The organism is Bacillus sp. UNC437CL72CviS29 (assembly GCF_000482345.1).
Lineage (GTDB): Bacteria > Bacillota > Bacilli > Bacillales > Bacillaceae_G > Bacillus_A > Bacillus_A arachidis.
Genome location: NZ_AXVB01000005.1, coordinates 330681 through 348200 on the forward strand (window position 1 = coordinate 330681; position 17520 = coordinate 348200).

Annotated in this window: 25 protein-coding genes and 1 pseudogene; 8 read left to right on the forward strand and 18 right to left on the reverse strand. The window is 32.7% G+C overall.

Going from position 1 to position 17520, the window contains the following annotated elements:
- Position 1: 1 nt before the first annotated feature.
- Positions 2-376 carry a GntR family transcriptional regulator gene (locus tag M014_RS0106965; RefSeq protein WP_026591079.1) on the reverse strand — a complete coding sequence of 125 codons (375 nt, stop codon included), beginning with the start codon at positions 374-376 and terminating at the stop codon, positions 2-4.
- A 144-nt stretch (positions 377-520) separates the two neighbouring features.
- Positions 521-1012: a hypothetical protein gene (locus tag M014_RS0106970; protein WP_026591080.1), complete on the reverse strand. Its 492-nt coding sequence runs from the start codon at positions 1010-1012 to the stop codon at positions 521-523.
- A 459-nt stretch (positions 1013-1471) separates the two neighbouring features.
- On the opposite strand from M014_RS0106970, the gene M014_RS0106980 reads away from it, so the two are divergent.
- From M014_RS0106980 to M014_RS0107000, 5 genes are read left to right on the forward strand one after another with little or no spacing between them, the layout of a single operon-like run.
- Entirely contained in the window at positions 1472-1612 is a 141-nt protein-coding gene (locus M014_RS0106980; RefSeq protein ID WP_026591081.1) for a YrzI family small protein, read from the forward strand.
- A 27-nt stretch (positions 1613-1639) separates the two neighbouring features.
- Positions 1640-1783: a YrzI family small protein gene (locus tag M014_RS0106985; RefSeq protein ID WP_026591082.1), complete on the forward strand. Its 144-nt coding sequence runs from the start codon at positions 1640-1642 to the stop codon at positions 1781-1783.
- Positions 1784-1813: 30 nt separating this feature from the next.
- Positions 1814-1957, forward strand: coding sequence for a YrzI family small protein (locus M014_RS0106990; RefSeq protein WP_026591083.1), 144 nt, complete (start codon positions 1814-1816; stop codon positions 1955-1957).
- Positions 1958-1986: 29 nt separating this feature from the next.
- Complete coding sequence (locus M014_RS0106995) at positions 1987-2127, forward strand: YrzI family small protein (protein ID WP_026591084.1); 141 nt, start codon at positions 1987-1989, stop codon at positions 2125-2127.
- Positions 2128-2154: 27 nt separating this feature from the next.
- The gene (locus M014_RS0107000) at positions 2155-2295 is read left to right on the forward strand and encodes a YrzI family small protein (protein ID WP_026591085.1); all 141 of its coding nucleotides are present in this window, start codon (positions 2155-2157) and stop codon (positions 2293-2295) included.
- A 334-nt stretch (positions 2296-2629) separates the two neighbouring features.
- Here the strand turns inward: M014_RS0107000 and M014_RS0107005 are convergent, their stop codons facing one another.
- Positions 2630-3715 carry an AI-2E family transporter gene (locus tag M014_RS0107005; RefSeq protein ID WP_026591086.1) on the reverse strand — a complete coding sequence of 362 codons (1086 nt, stop codon included), beginning with the start codon at positions 3713-3715 and terminating at the stop codon, positions 2630-2632.
- 151 nt (positions 3716-3866) lie between these two features.
- On the opposite strand from M014_RS0107005, the gene M014_RS0107010 reads away from it, so the two are divergent.
- Positions 3867-4697 carry an HNH endonuclease gene (locus tag M014_RS0107010; protein WP_026591087.1) on the forward strand — a complete coding sequence of 277 codons (831 nt, stop codon included), beginning with the start codon at positions 3867-3869 and terminating at the stop codon, positions 4695-4697.
- 286 nt (positions 4698-4983) lie between these two features.
- Here the strand turns inward: M014_RS0107010 and M014_RS29980 are convergent, their stop codons facing one another.
- The 6 genes from M014_RS29980 to M014_RS0107040 form a co-directional block, all read right to left on the reverse strand.
- A complete protein-coding gene (locus M014_RS29980; RefSeq protein ID WP_098302256.1) occupies positions 4984-5076 on the reverse strand; it encodes a putative holin-like toxin in 93 nt (30 codons plus the stop codon).
- Between the two features lie 149 nt (positions 5077-5225).
- Entirely contained in the window at positions 5226-6287 is a 1062-nt protein-coding gene (locus M014_RS0107020; protein WP_026591088.1) for a hypothetical protein, read from the reverse strand.
- Positions 6288-6301: 14 nt separating this feature from the next.
- Positions 6302-6736 carry a tetratricopeptide repeat protein gene (locus tag M014_RS26540; protein WP_051588555.1) on the reverse strand — a complete coding sequence of 145 codons (435 nt, stop codon included), beginning with the start codon at positions 6734-6736 and terminating at the stop codon, positions 6302-6304.
- The gene (locus M014_RS26545; protein WP_051588556.1) at positions 6733-7560 is read right to left on the reverse strand and encodes a Cof-type HAD-IIB family hydrolase; all 828 of its coding nucleotides are present in this window, start codon (positions 7558-7560) and stop codon (positions 6733-6735) included. Before M014_RS26545 ends, M014_RS26540 begins: the two co-directional genes overlap by 4 nt.
- A 16-nt stretch (positions 7561-7576) precedes the next feature.
- A complete protein-coding gene (locus tag M014_RS0107035; protein WP_026591089.1) occupies positions 7577-8290 on the reverse strand; it encodes a phosphopantothenoylcysteine decarboxylase domain-containing protein in 714 nt (237 codons plus the stop codon).
- A gap of 3 nt (positions 8291-8293) precedes the next feature.
- On the reverse strand, positions 8294-9100 hold the full coding sequence (locus tag M014_RS0107040; protein ID WP_026591090.1) for an aminoglycoside N(3)-acetyltransferase: 807 nt from the start codon (positions 9098-9100) through the stop codon (positions 8294-8296).
- Between the two features lie 208 nt (positions 9101-9308).
- Between M014_RS0107040 and M014_RS0107045 the strand changes: the two genes are divergently transcribed.
- On the forward strand, positions 9309-9758 hold the full coding sequence (locus M014_RS0107045; RefSeq protein ID WP_026591091.1) for a hypothetical protein: 450 nt from the start codon (positions 9309-9311) through the stop codon (positions 9756-9758).
- Between the two features lie 97 nt (positions 9759-9855).
- Here the strand turns inward: M014_RS0107045 and M014_RS0107050 are convergent, their stop codons facing one another.
- From M014_RS0107050 to M014_RS29105, 9 genes and pseudogenes are all read right to left on the reverse strand, one after another.
- A complete protein-coding gene (locus M014_RS0107050; protein ID WP_026591092.1) occupies positions 9856-10584 on the reverse strand; it encodes a histidine phosphatase family protein in 729 nt (242 codons plus the stop codon).
- 183 nt (positions 10585-10767) lie between these two features.
- Positions 10768-10926, reverse strand: a complete 159-nt coding sequence (locus tag M014_RS29100) for a hypothetical protein (protein ID WP_155924321.1) — start codon at positions 10924-10926, stop codon at positions 10768-10770.
- A gap of 57 nt (positions 10927-10983) precedes the next feature.
- Positions 10984-11922, reverse strand: a complete 939-nt coding sequence (locus M014_RS0107060; protein ID WP_026591093.1) for a DMT family transporter — start codon at positions 11920-11922, stop codon at positions 10984-10986.
- A gap of 94 nt (positions 11923-12016) precedes the next feature.
- Positions 12017-12535 carry a DinB family protein gene (locus tag M014_RS0107065; RefSeq protein ID WP_026591094.1) on the reverse strand — a complete coding sequence of 173 codons (519 nt, stop codon included), beginning with the start codon at positions 12533-12535 and terminating at the stop codon, positions 12017-12019.
- 116 nt (positions 12536-12651) lie between these two features.
- Positions 12652-13152 (reverse strand): GNAT family N-acetyltransferase, encoded by a 501-nt coding sequence (locus M014_RS0107070; RefSeq protein ID WP_026591095.1) that lies wholly within the window; start codon positions 13150-13152, stop codon positions 12652-12654.
- 137 nt (positions 13153-13289) lie between these two features.
- Positions 13290-14342: a DUF5105 domain-containing protein gene (locus M014_RS0107075; protein WP_026591096.1), complete on the reverse strand. Its 1053-nt coding sequence runs from the start codon at positions 14340-14342 to the stop codon at positions 13290-13292.
- An 80-nt stretch (positions 14343-14422) separates the two neighbouring features.
- The gene (locus tag M014_RS0107080) at positions 14423-14971 is read right to left on the reverse strand and encodes a GNAT family N-acetyltransferase (RefSeq protein WP_026591097.1); all 549 of its coding nucleotides are present in this window, start codon (positions 14969-14971) and stop codon (positions 14423-14425) included.
- 15 nt (positions 14972-14986) lie between these two features.
- Entirely contained in the window at positions 14987-15688 is a 702-nt protein-coding gene (locus M014_RS0107085; protein WP_026591098.1) for a nucleotidyltransferase domain-containing protein, read from the reverse strand.
- Positions 15689-15703: 15 nt separating this feature from the next.
- Positions 15704-16127: pseudogene (locus M014_RS29105) on the reverse strand (DNA alkylation repair protein); the annotation flags it as partial.
- Positions 16128-16610: 483 nt separating this feature from the next.
- On the opposite strand from M014_RS29105, the gene M014_RS0107095 reads away from it, so the two are divergent.
- The gene (locus tag M014_RS0107095; RefSeq protein ID WP_026591100.1) at positions 16611-17438 is read left to right on the forward strand and encodes a peptidoglycan-N-acetylglucosamine deacetylase; all 828 of its coding nucleotides are present in this window, start codon (positions 16611-16613) and stop codon (positions 17436-17438) included.
- Positions 17439-17520 lie beyond the last annotated feature (82 nt).

The following is a 17520-nucleotide window of genomic DNA, read 5'->3' on the forward strand; positions in this document are numbered from 1 at the left end:
GTCATTCCCCCTCCTTCGTAATTTTTCGAATCATATTCATTAATTCTTCTTTTGAAATTTCAAGAACTTTTGCTTCTTCCCACACTTTAGGTAAAAATTCAGTCATAAAAGCATTTTGCCGTTTTTTTAATACAACTTCTTTTGCTCCCTTTGTAACAAACATTCCAATCCCTCTTTTTTTATATAAGATCCCTTCATCCACTAGTAAATTTACCCCTTTCGCTGCTGTAGCTGGATTGATTTGTAACATCTTAGCAAATTGATTTGTCGATGGGACTTGTTCTTCTTCAAGCAATATCCCCTTTAAAATATCAGCCTCAATTGTTTCCGCAATTTGTATGTATATTAACTTGTTCTGCTCAAGTGTTGGTTTCACGTTTTCACCACCTTAGGTTCATATGTTCATTACTTATGTAATTAACCATATCACAGGAATATAGATTCATTCAATATTTTCCCATAATTTATTTCAAAAAAAGAAGTATCACACCTTACAGGATGATACTTCTCTAAAAACTATTTATAAAACGGTTGTATTTTCTATACATACTTTCAAGTTCTTTTCATTTAAACCATTTTGACAGAAATTCAGCTTCATTCCCTTTAATAATTTTGTACGATCTACCACTTGTCCTAAATGATAACCTGTATGTTCCACTAAATGAAACAGATCATGCATGTCTATCCTACTCATTTCCTTACAAGCTTTAACATAACTTTTTTCCCATTCATCAAATGTCCTCTGTACAGTTTCACATAACATTTCTGGACTCAATTGCACAATCGGAAAGTATTCTTCAATCCCATTTTCAAAATGTATATTTGGATTCGAATAACGGCTACTATTCCTTTTTATATGCTCACAAATATGTAATACGATGCCACCAATTGAATTCGCTGAATCCTCTTGCTTCCATAATTCTTCTGCATGTAAGTGCCCAATTGTTTGAATTAGTTTAGATAAATAATGGTCGTACATTCGATGATAGGCAATCTTATAAAACAGCTCCATCTTTCTCTCCCTCCTGTCTCTTGATGAAAAAGATATGATCCTCTAAAATTGACTGATTTATCTCATCTCTAAATCCTATCATGAATCATACAATTCCTTTCAAAAATATACGCACTTTAATCAAAATTTAAAATTTTCATTTTTTATGTTTACAATTATCCATTAATTGTATATACTTACTAACGTAAGAAAAAAATTCTAAAAGGAGGTCGAATGAAATGATGAAATTAAAATTACATGTTGCACCTGTTTTACAATTAAATATTAGTTCGACCACCCTAATGGAGAATTGAAAATCGTTCGATATTTTCTTTAATTAACACATTCGCCACAGGAGGTCGTATGCTTACCTGTGGCTTTTTCATGCCCTGCCACAGGAGAACCGTATCCTTCTGTGGCTTTTTTGTGCGATCTTTTAAATCTCTGACACCATTTCTTTAAGAAAGGAGCAAATATTCAATGACTTTTCACGTACTGTTTTTCAGTATTACAATTCAACGAAAGCAATTATCTGAAGTCGAAATTGTGCATGATCAACACATTCAAAAAGCTATGAGTGATATAAAGGAGCGTCAAAGTCCTTACAGTAGTCACCTGTAATTCCTTTACGAAAGGAGGAATTCGTTAATGACTTTTCACATTTTCTTTTTTACGATTACTCTTCAAAAAAAATCTTTATCTGAAACTGATATTTTACGTAAACAACAATTAAAAGAGATTATGGAAGAAGTAAAAGATCGCAAGAGTTCTTATTATAATCAAATGTATTAAAAAATAATTTTCAAAAGGAGCAATCATCTTATGAAATTTCGTGTATTCTTTTTAACCATTACCATTCATAAAAATCAATTTTCTGAAACTGAGATTTCACATGAACAGCAGATTCAAAAAATGATAAACGAAACAAAAGAACGTCAAGTTTCTTATTACAATCATATGTACTAAAAACTCATATAAATAGGAGGATTTACCTGATGAAATTCCAAGTATTCTTTTTAACTATCACAATTCACAAAAACAAAGTTTCTGAGTTCGAAATGTTACACGAACAACAAATTCAACACGCTATGAATGAAGTGAAAGAGCGGCAACTTCCTTATTGCAGTCACCTATAATTCCTTTACGAAAGGAGGAATTCATTTATGAAATTTCATGTATTCTTTTTAACGATTACGATTCAAAAGAAGCGATTAACTGAAGCTGAAATTGTACAAAAAGAGCAATATAAAAAAGTTTCTGATGAAATTCGAGATCGTAGAAGCAAGTATTATACACATCTATAATGATGCAAATTTAAATATTATAAAAGGAGTGAATTAAGATGTTAATGGCGCGGTGTAAAAAAATGATTTGGATTATTGAGAGGGATTCCACATAGTTCGTTAACCTTTAAAAGGCCATATACTTCAAATAAGTATGCAAAAATCATACAATAAAAACGGCTAATTACATCTTAAAAACTAGGCGTTTTTATTATTATTTATATGTGTAAATTAACTTTAATCGTTATATATAACAAGGCAGCAATCCCCCTTCTTCAAATCTTTTTACATCACAATCAAAAAAAGATACATTGCTAAAAAGCAATGTATCTTTCTTGATTCTTATGAATTCTTTTTATTTCCGATTATTTCTTTTCATCTTAATCAATCTCACCAAGTTTGAAACAATCGTTTTCGTCACAGCGTAAACTGGTACTGCTAAAATCATTCCAATAATACCAGCGAAATTACCTACACCAAGGATTAACACAATGATTGTTAAAGGGTGTATATTTAATTTCGAACTCATAATACGCGGTGAAATAATATTACTTTCAAATTGCTGTACAATTGTTACGATACCAATTACCCAAACAGCTTGCATGGGCGATACAAATAATCCAACAATTACAGCTGGTGCCGCTCCAATAAATGGCCCTAAGTTCGGAATAATATTAGTAAATGCCGCTATAATCCCTAAAACGAAAGCATACGGCAAATCAATAATTATATATCCTACAAATGTAAATGCACCGACAAATAAACAAACGAGCGCTTGTCCCTGGATATAGGCAGACAACGTTTCGCCTGTTTCTTTTATAATATGAAGTCCTTCTTCACGATACGATTCTGGTAAAAAACCAACAGCTTTCCTTGGGAATGCATGACCATCTTTAAACATATAAAACAAAATAAACGGTACTGTAAAAATTACTAATGCAACGTTTGTAATAATACCAAACAAAGCCGTTGCACTCGACGTGATTGTATTTGGTATTTCTTTCAAATACTCCATTACATTTTTTTCAATCGTTTCAATTGATACATAATTTTGTGTAGCTAACCATTCAAATAGCCTATGATGAGATAATTCTTGTATGTATACTTTTCCCTCTTTGATATATGTTGGCATATTTTTCACTAAATCCATCAGCTGCTGTGAAATCGTCGGAACGACTACACCAATTGAGACTGCAGTTAGTGTAATGATAAAAACATATAACAACAATATCGCTAAATTTCTAGGAACCTTTTTCCCTTCTAAAAACACTAAAATGGGATTAAATATAAAGTATAAAAACAAAGCGATTAAAATTGGGAAAAATAAAGTTGAAATGAATATACCAATGGGTTGAAATAAAAATGATATTTTTGTGCAAATAAATATAATCCCTACAACCATTAGCACTTCCAATGTCCAAAAGTGCACTTTCGATTTCAAAAAAACAGCCTCCTTTAAATTAGCACTTCACTTTATTGTATCAAAACACTCATGAATTTTATACTCTATTTTCATCTTCAATGTTCCAAAATACTAATAAATACACTACAATAAGAATACATACAAATTTTCAGGGTAAAAGGTGATAAATATGACGCAATGTATCATTTGCAGAAAAGAAACGAAAGAACTTAGTGAACAACATGTTGTCCCAGAGATTTTATGTGGATATTATTTTACAAATTTAATTTGTGATACTTGTTATGAGCATCTCACAACAAACGTAGACCGACCATTAATCAGGCATAAACTAATCCAATACAAAATCGAACAAATGAAGCAACAAATTGATTCTCCTCTTTATACGAATGAATATGGTCAAGAATTAGCGGCAGCGGAAACGGAAGAAGTTGAAACGAACGGCGAAGTATATTATTCTAATGCGTTAATTATGAAACTATGTAAAAAACATGATATTTCACTACATAATGAAATTTGGAAAGAAGAACGTGTAACGAAAGTAGCAAGCTCCATTCAACGTGAATTACTTTTAGATAACCGTAAATATAAAATGAGTATCTTAAAAATGGCTTATATATTCGCAGTACATACAATTGACGGTTATTTTAATGATCCTGATGCGATTGATATTTCTACTATTATATCTAATGTTGACTTTATCGAATTAAAAGAACGAAGCATTGTTCGTGATTTAAGTAAAAGCTCATTGTGGAATACCCTCAATACGACTAGCGATAACCATTACTTTATTTTATTAAGTGATAAAGATGGTCTATTCTGCTTTATTCGCCTATTTGATATTTTCGATGTTGTTGTCCATCTTTCTCGAAAAAAATATCAACTTCCATCTCCAATTGTTGGAGTGAATGATGTAGAAAAGCAAGAATTCTATATTGAGAATTTAAAACAATACATGGATCAATTATTTAAACAAAAGAGTACACAAACGACTCGCATTTAATAATCTTTGGATAACAAAGTTATTTTTACAGATTGAATCATAGTTAAATAACAAGAATTCGCAACAAGAACATACGGTCTCCTTTCTTGTTGAAAAGACACTATGTTATAATGAGTATGAAAAGAACAATACAATCACATAAAACAATTATAAATTGTATATAAATAAAAAAGACTAGTGTGCGGCTACACACCAGTCCATGTAACTTAGCAGATTGGATTGTTCATTTATCCTATTTGTTTCTTACAAACGAGACAACCCACATTCTATTGGCGTAGGTGGGTTGTTATTTTTTGAGCTTATCGATTAAAACGACAACAAACGTTAACAGTGCAACGAGAAATAATCCGCCTTGCAACAATAACGAAATTTCACTCATTTATTATCACCTCCCTTCAAGCCTGGAGAAGTGATAATTGAACAACCAACCGTACCATAAGTTACCTCTTAATTTTATCATATTTTCTAATTTTTTACGATGAAAACCGGCAAGTCTCTCGCTTGCCGGTTTTACTGATTCCTATTCTTTTATTCCTCATCTTTCTCTAGTTTTTCAACAATTGCTTCATAAAATCTCCGATTATCATCCACATTCACATGTACACGATTCACCTTTTTCGTAAATCCATATAGTAACTGCGCTGTTAACGGCTCTTTTAATTTGATTTCAAAGGTAGCCGGTTCTTTTATAAATTCCATTACCGTTGCTTCGAATATTTCTTTTCCTTCTTCCTTAGTTAATACTTCACCTTTGTAAAAGGAAATTTCTTCTATTTGAAAAAATGGTACAACAATTTTCCTACCAAATCCAACTTGAATGATCATTTCTGTTTCTGTCATAATATATGGATTTTTACGGACTGCTTGTATCTCAGCTAAAAAATAAAGGATTCCATATATATTTAAAATGAGTAAAATCCAAGCTAACACTGGATTCCATTGATGAAGTAAATAATGAAACCCAATTGATTCAATTAATGTTGCGTGAATCAGCATAATATAAAATGGAATTGCTCCAGTCTTTTTATGATATGAAAAAACATGCTGACTTTCTGGCATCTTTGTACGCCAAGAAAATAAAGCATAGTAAAATAACTTACATTCTGTAACGATCACATTTACTACAGTATTTCTTGTGAATGTTTTATCTAATGCCTTATCAATTGCAAAAGAAAATGATGGATATTCATTCTTATATTGCTTATAACATCGTATAATCTTCGGTAATGCTCTAGCAGTCTTATATAGAATAAATAACTCTAAACCGATAAACACAATTTCTCCTGCAACTAAAATATAAGAAACAAATGAAAACGACTGTAAATAATCGCTTGGAATTATGAATCTTGCGGCAATATAGCCTGCTATTACAACTGGAAATATATAAGTTAACGAATAGCGTTTTCGTATGATAAAGAAATACGTAATAACTGGAATTACAATAAGAAAATCAAACAAGGACCCTAGCACCATTTCCTTCGGTACAGCGGGTACAATAGGAAGTGTATATGCTAGATAATTTGATATTACAATTAAAGCAATAAGACCAATCGAAACATTTCTTCTTTTATGTGAAATTGAATCACTCATGCACTCTCTCCTTTTTATTTAAAAATCTTATTAAGCTGGTCTTTATAGAACAAAATAGCTCTTTCATATTCGTGTACATCTTCTAGTTTCACAACAGTTTTAAGCAATAATTTCATTGCTTCTTCATATTCTTTAATATTATATTTTGCAATGAAAAGAACTACTTTCATGGTTTCATTGTCCGGAAACTTTTTGAGCCCAGCTTCTAATGTAACAATCGCTTTATCGTATTCACCGATGCATCGATATGTACTTCCGAGTCCAATATATGCCCTACATAATGCTTCTCCTTTAAGTCCATTTACAATTGCTTTTTCGTAAAATGGAACAGCTTCTGTTTTAAGTCCCATTACATCATGTATATAAGCGCATTCATAGAGAACTTCTGGATGCTGGGTAAGGTTAGTTAACCCAATGAGTATATCCCTTACTTGTACATATTTTTTCATTCCGAAATTGAATCGTTTGCTCCAATAAGTGTTTCACCTACATCACTCCTTATCTGCTCCAGAATACATGCTATACCATCCTCTTCATTGCTATCTGTTATGCAATATGCTAATTCTTTTAGCTCCAAAATTGCATTTTCCATCGCAATTGGATAACCACATTCTTTGAACAAGCCGATATCATTCCAATCATCACCAAATGCCATTACTTGTTTTGCACTTATCTCGTGCTTTTGGCACCAATTCAACACAGCATTTTCTTTCGAAACATTACGCCCCATTATTTGGACGAGCTGATTTTGATCTGTACAAATTACGTTTACTTTATGCCGAAATTGTTCTTCTAATTTTTCATAGTGAGAAAACGAGTGTAACAGTATTTTAGATACAGAACGTTGTTTCATTTCTTCATTCGTCATAACAATCGGCTTCGTCGCTGTTATAAAATTTGTTTTTATATTTTGATTAATGTAACATGTATCTTGTACCTCAATTGCAATGAAAGAAGCAGGTTGCGTTTGCATAACAAAATTGATAATTTCCGCTGTGTGAACAGCATCAATTGGGTAATGGTAATTCATTTTTGTTATTTGATCCCGTAATAGAGCGCCATTGTAATACACCATCATTCCAATACTCTGTAATTCCTTTGGAAGAAACTGTTTTACAGAACGAGGAGCTCTTGCTGTCGCAAAAATAATATGTATTCCTTTTCTATGACAATCCAAAACTGCTTTTATATTTCTCTCTGATACCTTCTTTTCATTATTTAACAATGTACCATCTAAATCTAATACAATGACTTTGATATCTTGAAAAAGCATGAACACCTCTCCCTTTTTATAAACGGCCCAAACTCCCCTCTTCTACACGATTGCATAACTGTTCTAATTTGGTTACAATCTCTTTTGCTGTTTCATCTTTCCCTTCACAAATACAAACATTACCATCTTCTCCGATTACATGATGGATGGCTGCATTTGAATATAATGAATGCGGAGAATTTGCTACCATAAGATTTGCTTTCGCCTGCCTCATTCTTTCACTCGCACGTTGAATTAATTCTACTTCATTGACATCGCTTTCAAGTTTAAATCCAACTAAAACCGTTTCTGGATCCCATTGTTTAATTTGTTTTAATATTTTTGGTGCTTTTTGAAAATGAATAATTGGTGCTATATCACTTGAAATCTTCCCATTCTTATCAAGTATATTTCCATCTTGATCACAAATTTTATTAACGATCCAATCCGATCCAGCTGCCGCCATAATTACTGCATCAATTTTCTCGTGTGTAATGATACTTTTCATCTTATCTTGTAAATCAACAATACCTTCGAATGGATGTAATTCTAATTGATCATTGGTAGTATGCGGCTTTTCAGCGAAATAACCATGTAAATATATAACGTGTGCTCCCTTTGTCATCGCTTCTTCAGCAAGCATTCTTCCGATTGTACCTTTTGCTAAATTTGTATGACCACGTACTTGATCCCATTTCTCTAAACAGCCACCACTTGTAATTAAAATCTTTTTCCCCTTCATCATAACCATCCCTTACTTATTTTTCGAACGAAACCATTGTACACCAAAGTCAACAATTTCTTTTTGTTTCATTAATCTACACGTTGCATTTCCTACTTTATTAATTGTTACAGCATTTATACGTTCAAACTCTTTTCCAATCTCAACAAACAAGTCAGAATCATAATCCATTTCATCGAACTCTTTCCACACCCTTATGTTATTTTCTAAAACGGGTGCTCCAACTTTAATTAATTCACGTGCTCCTGTACGTATTTCAGATAGGTGAATCGATGTATTAGAATCATAGCCTACACCTATCAACAATACATATCCATCTAAATCATATATTTTCTTTAAAGGTGAGTGTTCTCCAAAACTAATGGAAAGTGAATGCTCAGCTATAATAGTCTCTGCATGTTTCCCCCATACTGCGAAGCTATTTAATGGATGATTACTCCGTTTTACATTCGGATATGTACGAAAACATTCTACAACTTTTCCCATCGCGAGTGTTGGGGTTATATCTGGATGGAATGCTGGAACGTTGTCTCGAATAATTTGCCACCAGCTTTCTGGAACAGGAGGTCTTGCCCAATTTTTTGGATCCGATAAATCAGACGTTTGTGTCGGCATAATGATCGTACCTTCTTCAGTAATTACATTCATTAACGCTTCTACAACCGCGACTGCCCCACCAGATACCCAACCAATTGAACTAAGAGAAGAATGAACAATCACTGTCATTCCTTTTTTAAGTCCTAATGCCTGTAAATCATTTGATATCGTTTCAATTGTATTTGGTAATTGCGTTTCCGCCACTATGTCGTTTATTTTCATGATTACTCCCCCGTTTGTTCTGTGTTAAGATTTTATAAACTACCAATTTTCACTTTGAATTCACTATCAATATTTTATCATATTTTTCTCAATTTTTAATCTAAACGAACACGTTAAGTACTAAATCTATAAATATAAGATTAAAAATCCAAAATAGTAAATTTATGGTATGATTATATGAATCATATTCTTTTTAAAGGTGGATAATATGAAAAAATTCATATTCATTTTTGGAGTACTGTGTATGATCGGATTAAGTGGATGTACTCTATTTACAAGCGATTATGAAAACTATTGGGTTCTAGAAAAATCTAGATATAATGAAGGTGAATTCGGACCAATTAATCTGTATGAAAAAGCACAAGAAGATCCAACACTTGTTCATCACTCAATTGAAAGAATTAGCGAAGGAAAAATGATGATATTTTTAGCATTTGGCGAAAAATATCAGAATGATAAAATTACAGTAAAAGAAGTGAAAGATGAAAAAGATAAATCAGTTATTGTATTACATGTGGAAAAAGATAAAGGTAGAGATAAAACCCCTGTTATGTATATTGGCGTAAATAAATTAAGAGACTCTGTAAACATTGTAAATGAAGATGGTAAAAAAATTTTTGAGATAAAACAGAATGAAGGAGTTACGTCACAACAATAAAAACACAATACTTCATAACTAAAAAAAACCAAAGAAAAAGACGTCCTTATCTTCATAAGAAATCCGTCTTTTTCATTCTATTACTTTATACAAACTATCACGATTTTACAATCTCGCTACCTTTTTCAGCATAACTCATATCGCCAACAGACTCAATTTTATACGTCCCATCTTGATAGAGAATTTTAGTTACACTTGCATTTTCTACCCCCATTTTTGTTTTACTACTATCAAGCATTTCTACTAATGAAGTGATCATCAGTCCATGAGATACGATTAAAACGTTACCTCCTCCATTTTTGGCGGTGTCTTCACTAATTTTATCAATTTCTTTTTTGATACGAGTTGAAAATACTTCCCAATTTTCAGCTTGTTTTGTAGAGTCTGCTTCTACAATGAAATTGGTAATCTCTTTAATAGAGAACTTCATTAATTCAGTCGCTGATTTCACACCAGCAAGGTTTTTAATAGCCTCCCACATATTTTCAATCTTTTCACCTTCATAAATCCCAAAATTTAATTCACGTAAATCTTTCCTTTGTTCAAGTTTTAAATTTGATTGTCCACTATACTTTAATACTAAGTTAGCAGTTTCAATTGCACGCCCACTATCACTACTATAAGCATCAACAAAAAGAATATCTTGTAATCCATTCCCTAAACCTTTAGCTACTTCAATGCCTTTCTCCACTAATGGAGAATCAGCCCAGCCTTGTACACGTTCATTTGTGTTTAATATTGTTTTGCCGTGTCTAGTAATATATAACGTAACGATATTATCCATGTTTTTATCTGTTATATTTATATCTTTTTCCATATTATTCATTTCTTTCTCTCCCTTTAGCCTAATCTATTTGTTCTATCCTTACTATGCGAAAACACGTCTCAGTAAACAGGAACTCCCACCTTTATTATATGTTACATATAAAGTTAGTATATATCAATTCATATGATTAAAACAAAAAAGGATCAGCCCACTATAATTATGCATCCGTTCCTTTCTCTTTACTTAATCACTATAATCTGCAACTAGGAATTCAATTTCCCATCGTTGCCTTAGTACAGTCACTTCCACCATAATGCTTTCCCTTCTCACTTTACTTATCTTATAGAATATATGATTGTCTTCTAATCTATTTAGAAAATGAATGAATCCTTTTAATTCCATGTAAATTCCTACATAAAAAAAATATTAGCTCCTTATTTTCAAAGAGCTAATATTCATTCACGCCGTTATTTTTTCATCCTTTTTCACGACAACTGCAACATAGCTATGCAAAATCATTCCAACCACCACTAAACTCATTCCAATCCATGATAGCGATGATGGAAACGGAGCAGATAACCATATCAACTCCCCTAATAGCGCAAATAAAACCTCACCAGATTGCGTCGCTTCTACAGTAGCTAATTTCTGCGGATCATCCTTTACAAGGTCAGTTGCAAAGAAAAATAATACAGTAGCAATTAAACCAGAACTAATTGCTACGATGAAGCATTGGAAGACTTGGTCACTTGATGGCAAGCCATTTGTAGAAACCTCATAACCTGATAACAAAAACCAAAATGGTAAACTTGCGAGTGTCATTCCAAGAACTCGCTGAAAAACATCTATCTCACCTTTACATATTTGCATCATTTTCCGATTACCAAATGGATAAGCAAACGCTGCAACTATTACAGGAACTACACATAAAACAGTTTCACGAATCCCTAAAGAAGAAGCTTGCTCTACTTGCATGAGAAGAACACCTAATAATATGACAGCAGACATCATCAATTCTTTCATTGGAATTTTTTTATGTAGCGAATTCGTTGCGAAGAATGGTGTTAATAAAATTCCTGCTATAATCGTAATTTGCCATGTTGAGGCAACGAGCCACCCTGGTCCAAATGCACCTGCGAAACTAAGTGGTGCATAAAAAAGACCGAAGCCCACAATACTCCATAACAACCACTCTTTCGGATTATTTTTCATATATTGAAAGAGTTGCTTTAAGTTTCCTCTATACATGACTATCATGACAAGTAGCGGAACCATAAAGTAATATCGTAACGATGCACTCCAAATCCAGCTTCCCCCTTGTATGTCCATCGCACGGTTCAAAATAAATGTAAAGGCAAAGAAAAACGATGCCAAAACTCCCGCTGCAATTGCTTTCATCCTAAAACCCCTTATACCGTTTTCCCTCTACTATATAACAAAATATAATCAATTTGAAATAAAATTCGGAAATTTCATGCTTGAATTAGTGCTTTTATATGTTTATTTCTTGTCGATACAATTTCCGTAATCGGCTTATGTGAGCTTGATGATAGCGGCTATGATCAGCTATATGCCATATCCCCCACCTAATCGTAGCTGTTTCAGCTTTTTCATAATAGACTTCGCGGGTTAAGTCGGTTTCTATTAGTTTTATACATTCATTATAAAACATATTATGAACATCTTGATAATCGTGCATGAGTTCTTGCAAAGAACCTTTTGTTATATTGGGCAATTCTCCTTTTTCATCAAGCATAGGACCATATTTTTCTTGTAATACTAATGGAGCCTGCACACCTTTCAAACGATACACCCAATGTAAATCTACAACTGCTAAATGCTGAAGAAGCTGTCCGATGCTATTTTCATCATTAGAAGGACCTTTGTAATACAATTCTTCTTTTCCTACACCTTCAACTAGATCTCTTAATCTTTTGAATGTGTCACTTACAGTAGCATATAATATTGCAACATGAGGGTTCATGTCCCTTTCTAAATATAAATCTTTCACTGTAATTCTCCCATCTAACTCTTTATCTTTTCATTGATCTCAGTTGCCTGTTCATGATGATTATAATGAATACGCCTCTTGTTTTTAAACACCTTCAACCCTTTTGAAACATTCTCTTAGAGAAATAAAACCATGTGCTCCTCATTACGATATACATCATTCATTTTCAACGCTCTTCTTTCTACACCATACGTTGTAAAACCCATTGATTGATACAATGTTTTTGCTGCTTCATTATCTGAAACAACTCCTAAATTAATTTGCTCAATTTTCAGCTCTCTTGCTTTTTCAATTACTGCTCCAATTAAACATTTTGCGAATCCTTTCCCTCTACTTTGAGCATCTACATACATAGCAACAAGATGTCCTTTATGCTTAAAGGCTGCCTTTTGCTCTGTCAGTAATGTTACTACACCTAGCAGTCGATTTTCGTTATTAAAAGCTCCAAATGTGTAACTAGTTTTTGAATTTAAATTTTGAGCAACTTCCTCTACAGGATTTTCTTTTTGCATCGCTTCTTCATACGTTGTCACAAATGCATCTGGATTTACTCGTAATGCCTGCAAACGTAAATCCCAATATTGCACTGCGTTAAGGTCAGATAAAATTCGAATCATTTTTATACATCCTTTCATAATTAAAAAGAAAAACCTGCTCTTTTAGCAGGTTTTACTCATATTTTTATTTTCTCTCTATATCGTCTTTAATAAATTACCGTGTTCTAAATAATATGTTTAATTAATTGATTCATACATCATTTCATAAAAATACGATTCATACTTCCAGCAGATGTAGAATTTAATTTCCATTGATTTTTACCATGTTTCTCCATCTCAACTTCAGCCTTTTCTTCAATGCTAGAAGTTGTTACCTCTTGTAACAATTTCTCATAAACAGCAAATACCTGATTAACAATTTGTTCATCTGTGGCATTTGGATTTGTTGAAGCAAAGTTCATCATTTCACTTTGCATTTTAGATTCTAATGCACTATTATCAATTGGTTTCCCTTTAATTTCAACCTTTGCTTTTCCATTTTTATTTGAAATTACTTTCGTTTCATACTTTACATTTTTTTGAATAGCTAACTTTATTTTTCCTAATAAACTTTTTAATAAATCGTCATTCACCTTTTGACCGATTTCTCTTTCCATCGTTTGCTTAAATGCTGCTTCAAAATCATTTAAAAATTGAGTACTATCTTCACCAGTTAAAGTTTTTAATTTCCCCGCATCTTTGTCATAAAATGCTGCATTTATGTAGGCATTTAACGCTTCTGCTGGCTTTTGTAAATCCTTCGCCTTTTCAGCTAATTTTTTGCCATCAATCTTATATCTTACTTTTTCATCTTTATCTTTTTTCGGATCTGAAATGAACTTTGTATACACTAGTTCATACTTTTCTCCAGCTTCTACATCAAAAAATATATTACCAGTAATTGACTTACCCTTATCCAACTCTCCAGGATTTAAGTTTCCTTCTGATCCAAAATAGGTTTTCATTTTCTTATCATCAAGATATAGAGCGAAATCATTTGGAAGAATATTTAATGATTTATCACCTTTATTTTTCATTGTCACTTCTACTTTTAATACTTGCTCATTTTCTAGTTTAGCGTATTGATCAGGTAAGACAAATTCAGCACTTTCTAATGTCATCTCGACATCTTTTAATTTGCTTGTGTCCCCTACTTCACTTACTTTTGTTTCCTCAGGTTTAGATTCTGTCTTCTTTGAGTTACAACCACTTAGAATACCTGCTGCTAAAATAGTTGCAAAGCAAATAGACATGACTTTCTTGTTAATCAATTATGCCACTCCCCTTTGTAAAATAAAAACAATTCATTAACTAATCTTAATTATATACAATAATACGACAATTTGTGTAGCTAAAATTTTAAATTTACATTATTTTTATATTCATCTCTTAATATACTAAATCGATATCTATCAATAAACATTCCATTTCGTACTCTATCTCTCCTCATAATTCCTTCACAAACAAATCCAGCATTTTCATAACTTTTTATTGCTTTTATGTTATCTACGTCTACACGTAGCCACACTTTCTCCAGACCAAATTCATAAAATCCAATTTGTAACATGCTGTATAACGCTGCGATACCATATCCGCACCCCCAATATTCTTTATTTCCAATTGCAATTCCTAATTCAGCATTTTTATTCGTTTTATCAAAGTTTTTTAGATCGACCCAACCGATATGTACACCATCCTCAGAAACGATAGCTCGTTGTTCATACCCATTTTCCCGGTTCATACACATTTCAATCCACCTTTTTGTCTCATCACGTGTAAATGGTGGGTATTGATCTGGTACCACTAAGTGCTTTGTTACTTTTGTATCCAATGACCATTGATATCGATCTTCTACGTCGTCTAATGTAAGTTCTCTTAACACAATAATTGGTACACTCATTTTTTCATCTCCCTTTTATTTCCCTATGGAAAAACCTTCAAACAACCTGCCACCATAGTTTTCTAAAGTTTTCTCGACAAAAATAATCAGTCTCTTTTTCTCTCCAGTTTTATAAAAATGATCAAAAGCTGCAACAAACTCTTCTGCAAATAATTCATCGTATTTTCTTAACACTCTAATAAACCATTTTGAATTTCCAACCCATTGCCCATTTACTCTAAGTACAAATTCATGAACCAACTCAGCCAAAAGATTAGCAATAAACAGTTCTTCTTCCCTCCTTGTCGCACCAATAAAATCATCTAATACATCCGTAATAAAGTAACGTTTCTGTCTAGTCAATTCTTCTGTCCACTTTTCAGGACCTTTATCTAATAATTGCCGTGCTTCCTGTTTTAAACTAGTTATAATTTCTTCCTTCCCCTTTAAAATAATCCCTTCCGAAACTAATTGTGGTAAACTAGGTCTCCCGCGCTTGCAGTCACTTTTAAAATATTCTTTATATGTTTTAAAATTATGTACAAACACTTCAACAGGCCAACCATTGCTAAAAAAAGATTCACGATAACAATGAGATAGACTATCATCCCATATTACAATATCAAGGTCAGATGTTTTTGTCGCTTCTCCTCTTGCAACACTTCCTCCTAATAAAGCGGCATTACAATGTGGAAATTGCAATTCAATAAATTTGTGTGCAGCGTCAATTGCTTTCATGCCGTTCTCCTTCTTTCATTTACTTTTTTTATTTCGTTCTCTATCTCGGGCTTTTTTCATATACGCTTCTGCCTCAGATGTCTTACATGAAGTGACACCATGATCAACATCAGCTTTTCCAATTTCGCGTACAATTGTGATTGCTTTTTGCTCAAAGTCATCATTTCGAATTCCAATCGTAATAAGTGCACTATGTATCGCTTCCTTTTTCCATTTTTTTCGTATGTATATGCATCTGAACCTCTTTTAAAAATGGAAGAAAAAATTCATCTTCTAACACTTTATCCTTTATAGCAATATTAGCGAGTAATGACCAACCTGCTCTAGCAATCCATTCATCCTGATAGATTGTCCATTCCTTCAATTTGCCTATTGCAATCGAAGACAACGATACAGATGACATAAGTACATCCATTAAACAATAATTATCAACCTCTTGTTCATAATTTTCTTTACTTTATACATGTACTTACGATATATTCGACACTATTTCTTATTTTCCTAGTTTTTTCTTCAAATACGGTATGTGAAATTTATAATATTTAAAAACAGAATCCTGTTATATCCCCCCCTCCATCCTCTACTGTTGTTATCCTGACCACTCAAGCTTTTACCGGCCGTTTTTAATAAAAAAGATGTACGAAATAAACACCTTATCTCACTAAAGAATGGTTCATCAATTTTCAATATAGATTTTATAATAGAATATAAATTCTTTAAATATGTAAATTTTTGTTTTTTACCCACTTCTTTTTTTTATTTTTAAAAACCTGCTAAACAAGAGTAATCCCCTCAGTAAAACAACAATATCTTGCATACTTTTCCACAAATTTTTTTGTACTTGTAAAAATCTTTTTTTGCATTTCTCTACCTAAAATTGCTAATATAGTAGAGTAGAACTATTATAGAGAGAAGGAAAATTATGCACAATAGAATTCGAATGACAACTTTAGTAAAGAGAGCATTGTTGATTTGCGTCGGGGTATTATTTTTGTACGAAGCAGTTTATGGATCAACTCATATTGCTTTAGCAAGTACGGAAGATGAAACGAAGTCTGTTCAACTTGTAAGTGAAATTCAAACTGCTCTTGCCCCCAAAGAAGCTCCAAAGCAATATAACGGGCAAGTCAGAAAAGTTGCTTACTTAACATTTGACGATGGGCCTGGAAAATATACTGCTGAGCTGTTAGACATGTTAAAAAAAGAAGATGCAAAAGCTACATTTTTCCTAATTGGAGCAAATGTTAAAGCATTCCCTGATCTTGTAAAACGCGAAGTTGCAGAAGGACATTATGTTGGTATGCATAGTATGACACATAACTACAAAAAGCTTTATACAGAAGGTCATTATGTAGATGAAATGAAAGAAGACCAAGGCTTAATCGCTGGGGTTATTGGAAAATCACCAATATTAACTCGCCCGTCTTACGGATCAATGCCAGGATTAAACGAAGCCCTTCGTAACAAGGTTGTAGAAAACGGCTTGAAAGTTTGGGACTGGACAATTGACTCTTTAGACTGGAAATATAATAAGATGCCAGTCGATGCTGCCTCAGCACAAATTGCGCAAAATGTTCTTGCTGGTGCAACAGACCCAACAGAAGTTGTACTTATGCATGATATTCACCCACAATCAGTAAAAGCAGTACCTGCCATCATTAAAGGTCTGAAGGAAAAAGGTTATGAACTGGAAAGCTATCATGAGGATGAACACTTCCCATTAAATTTCTGGCATGACAAACGTATTTAATTTAAAAAGACTTGATTTTCTCCTTAGAAAAATCAAGTCTTTTTTTGTTTCTAAAGACGTTTTTCGTATACGCGAAGTTGAT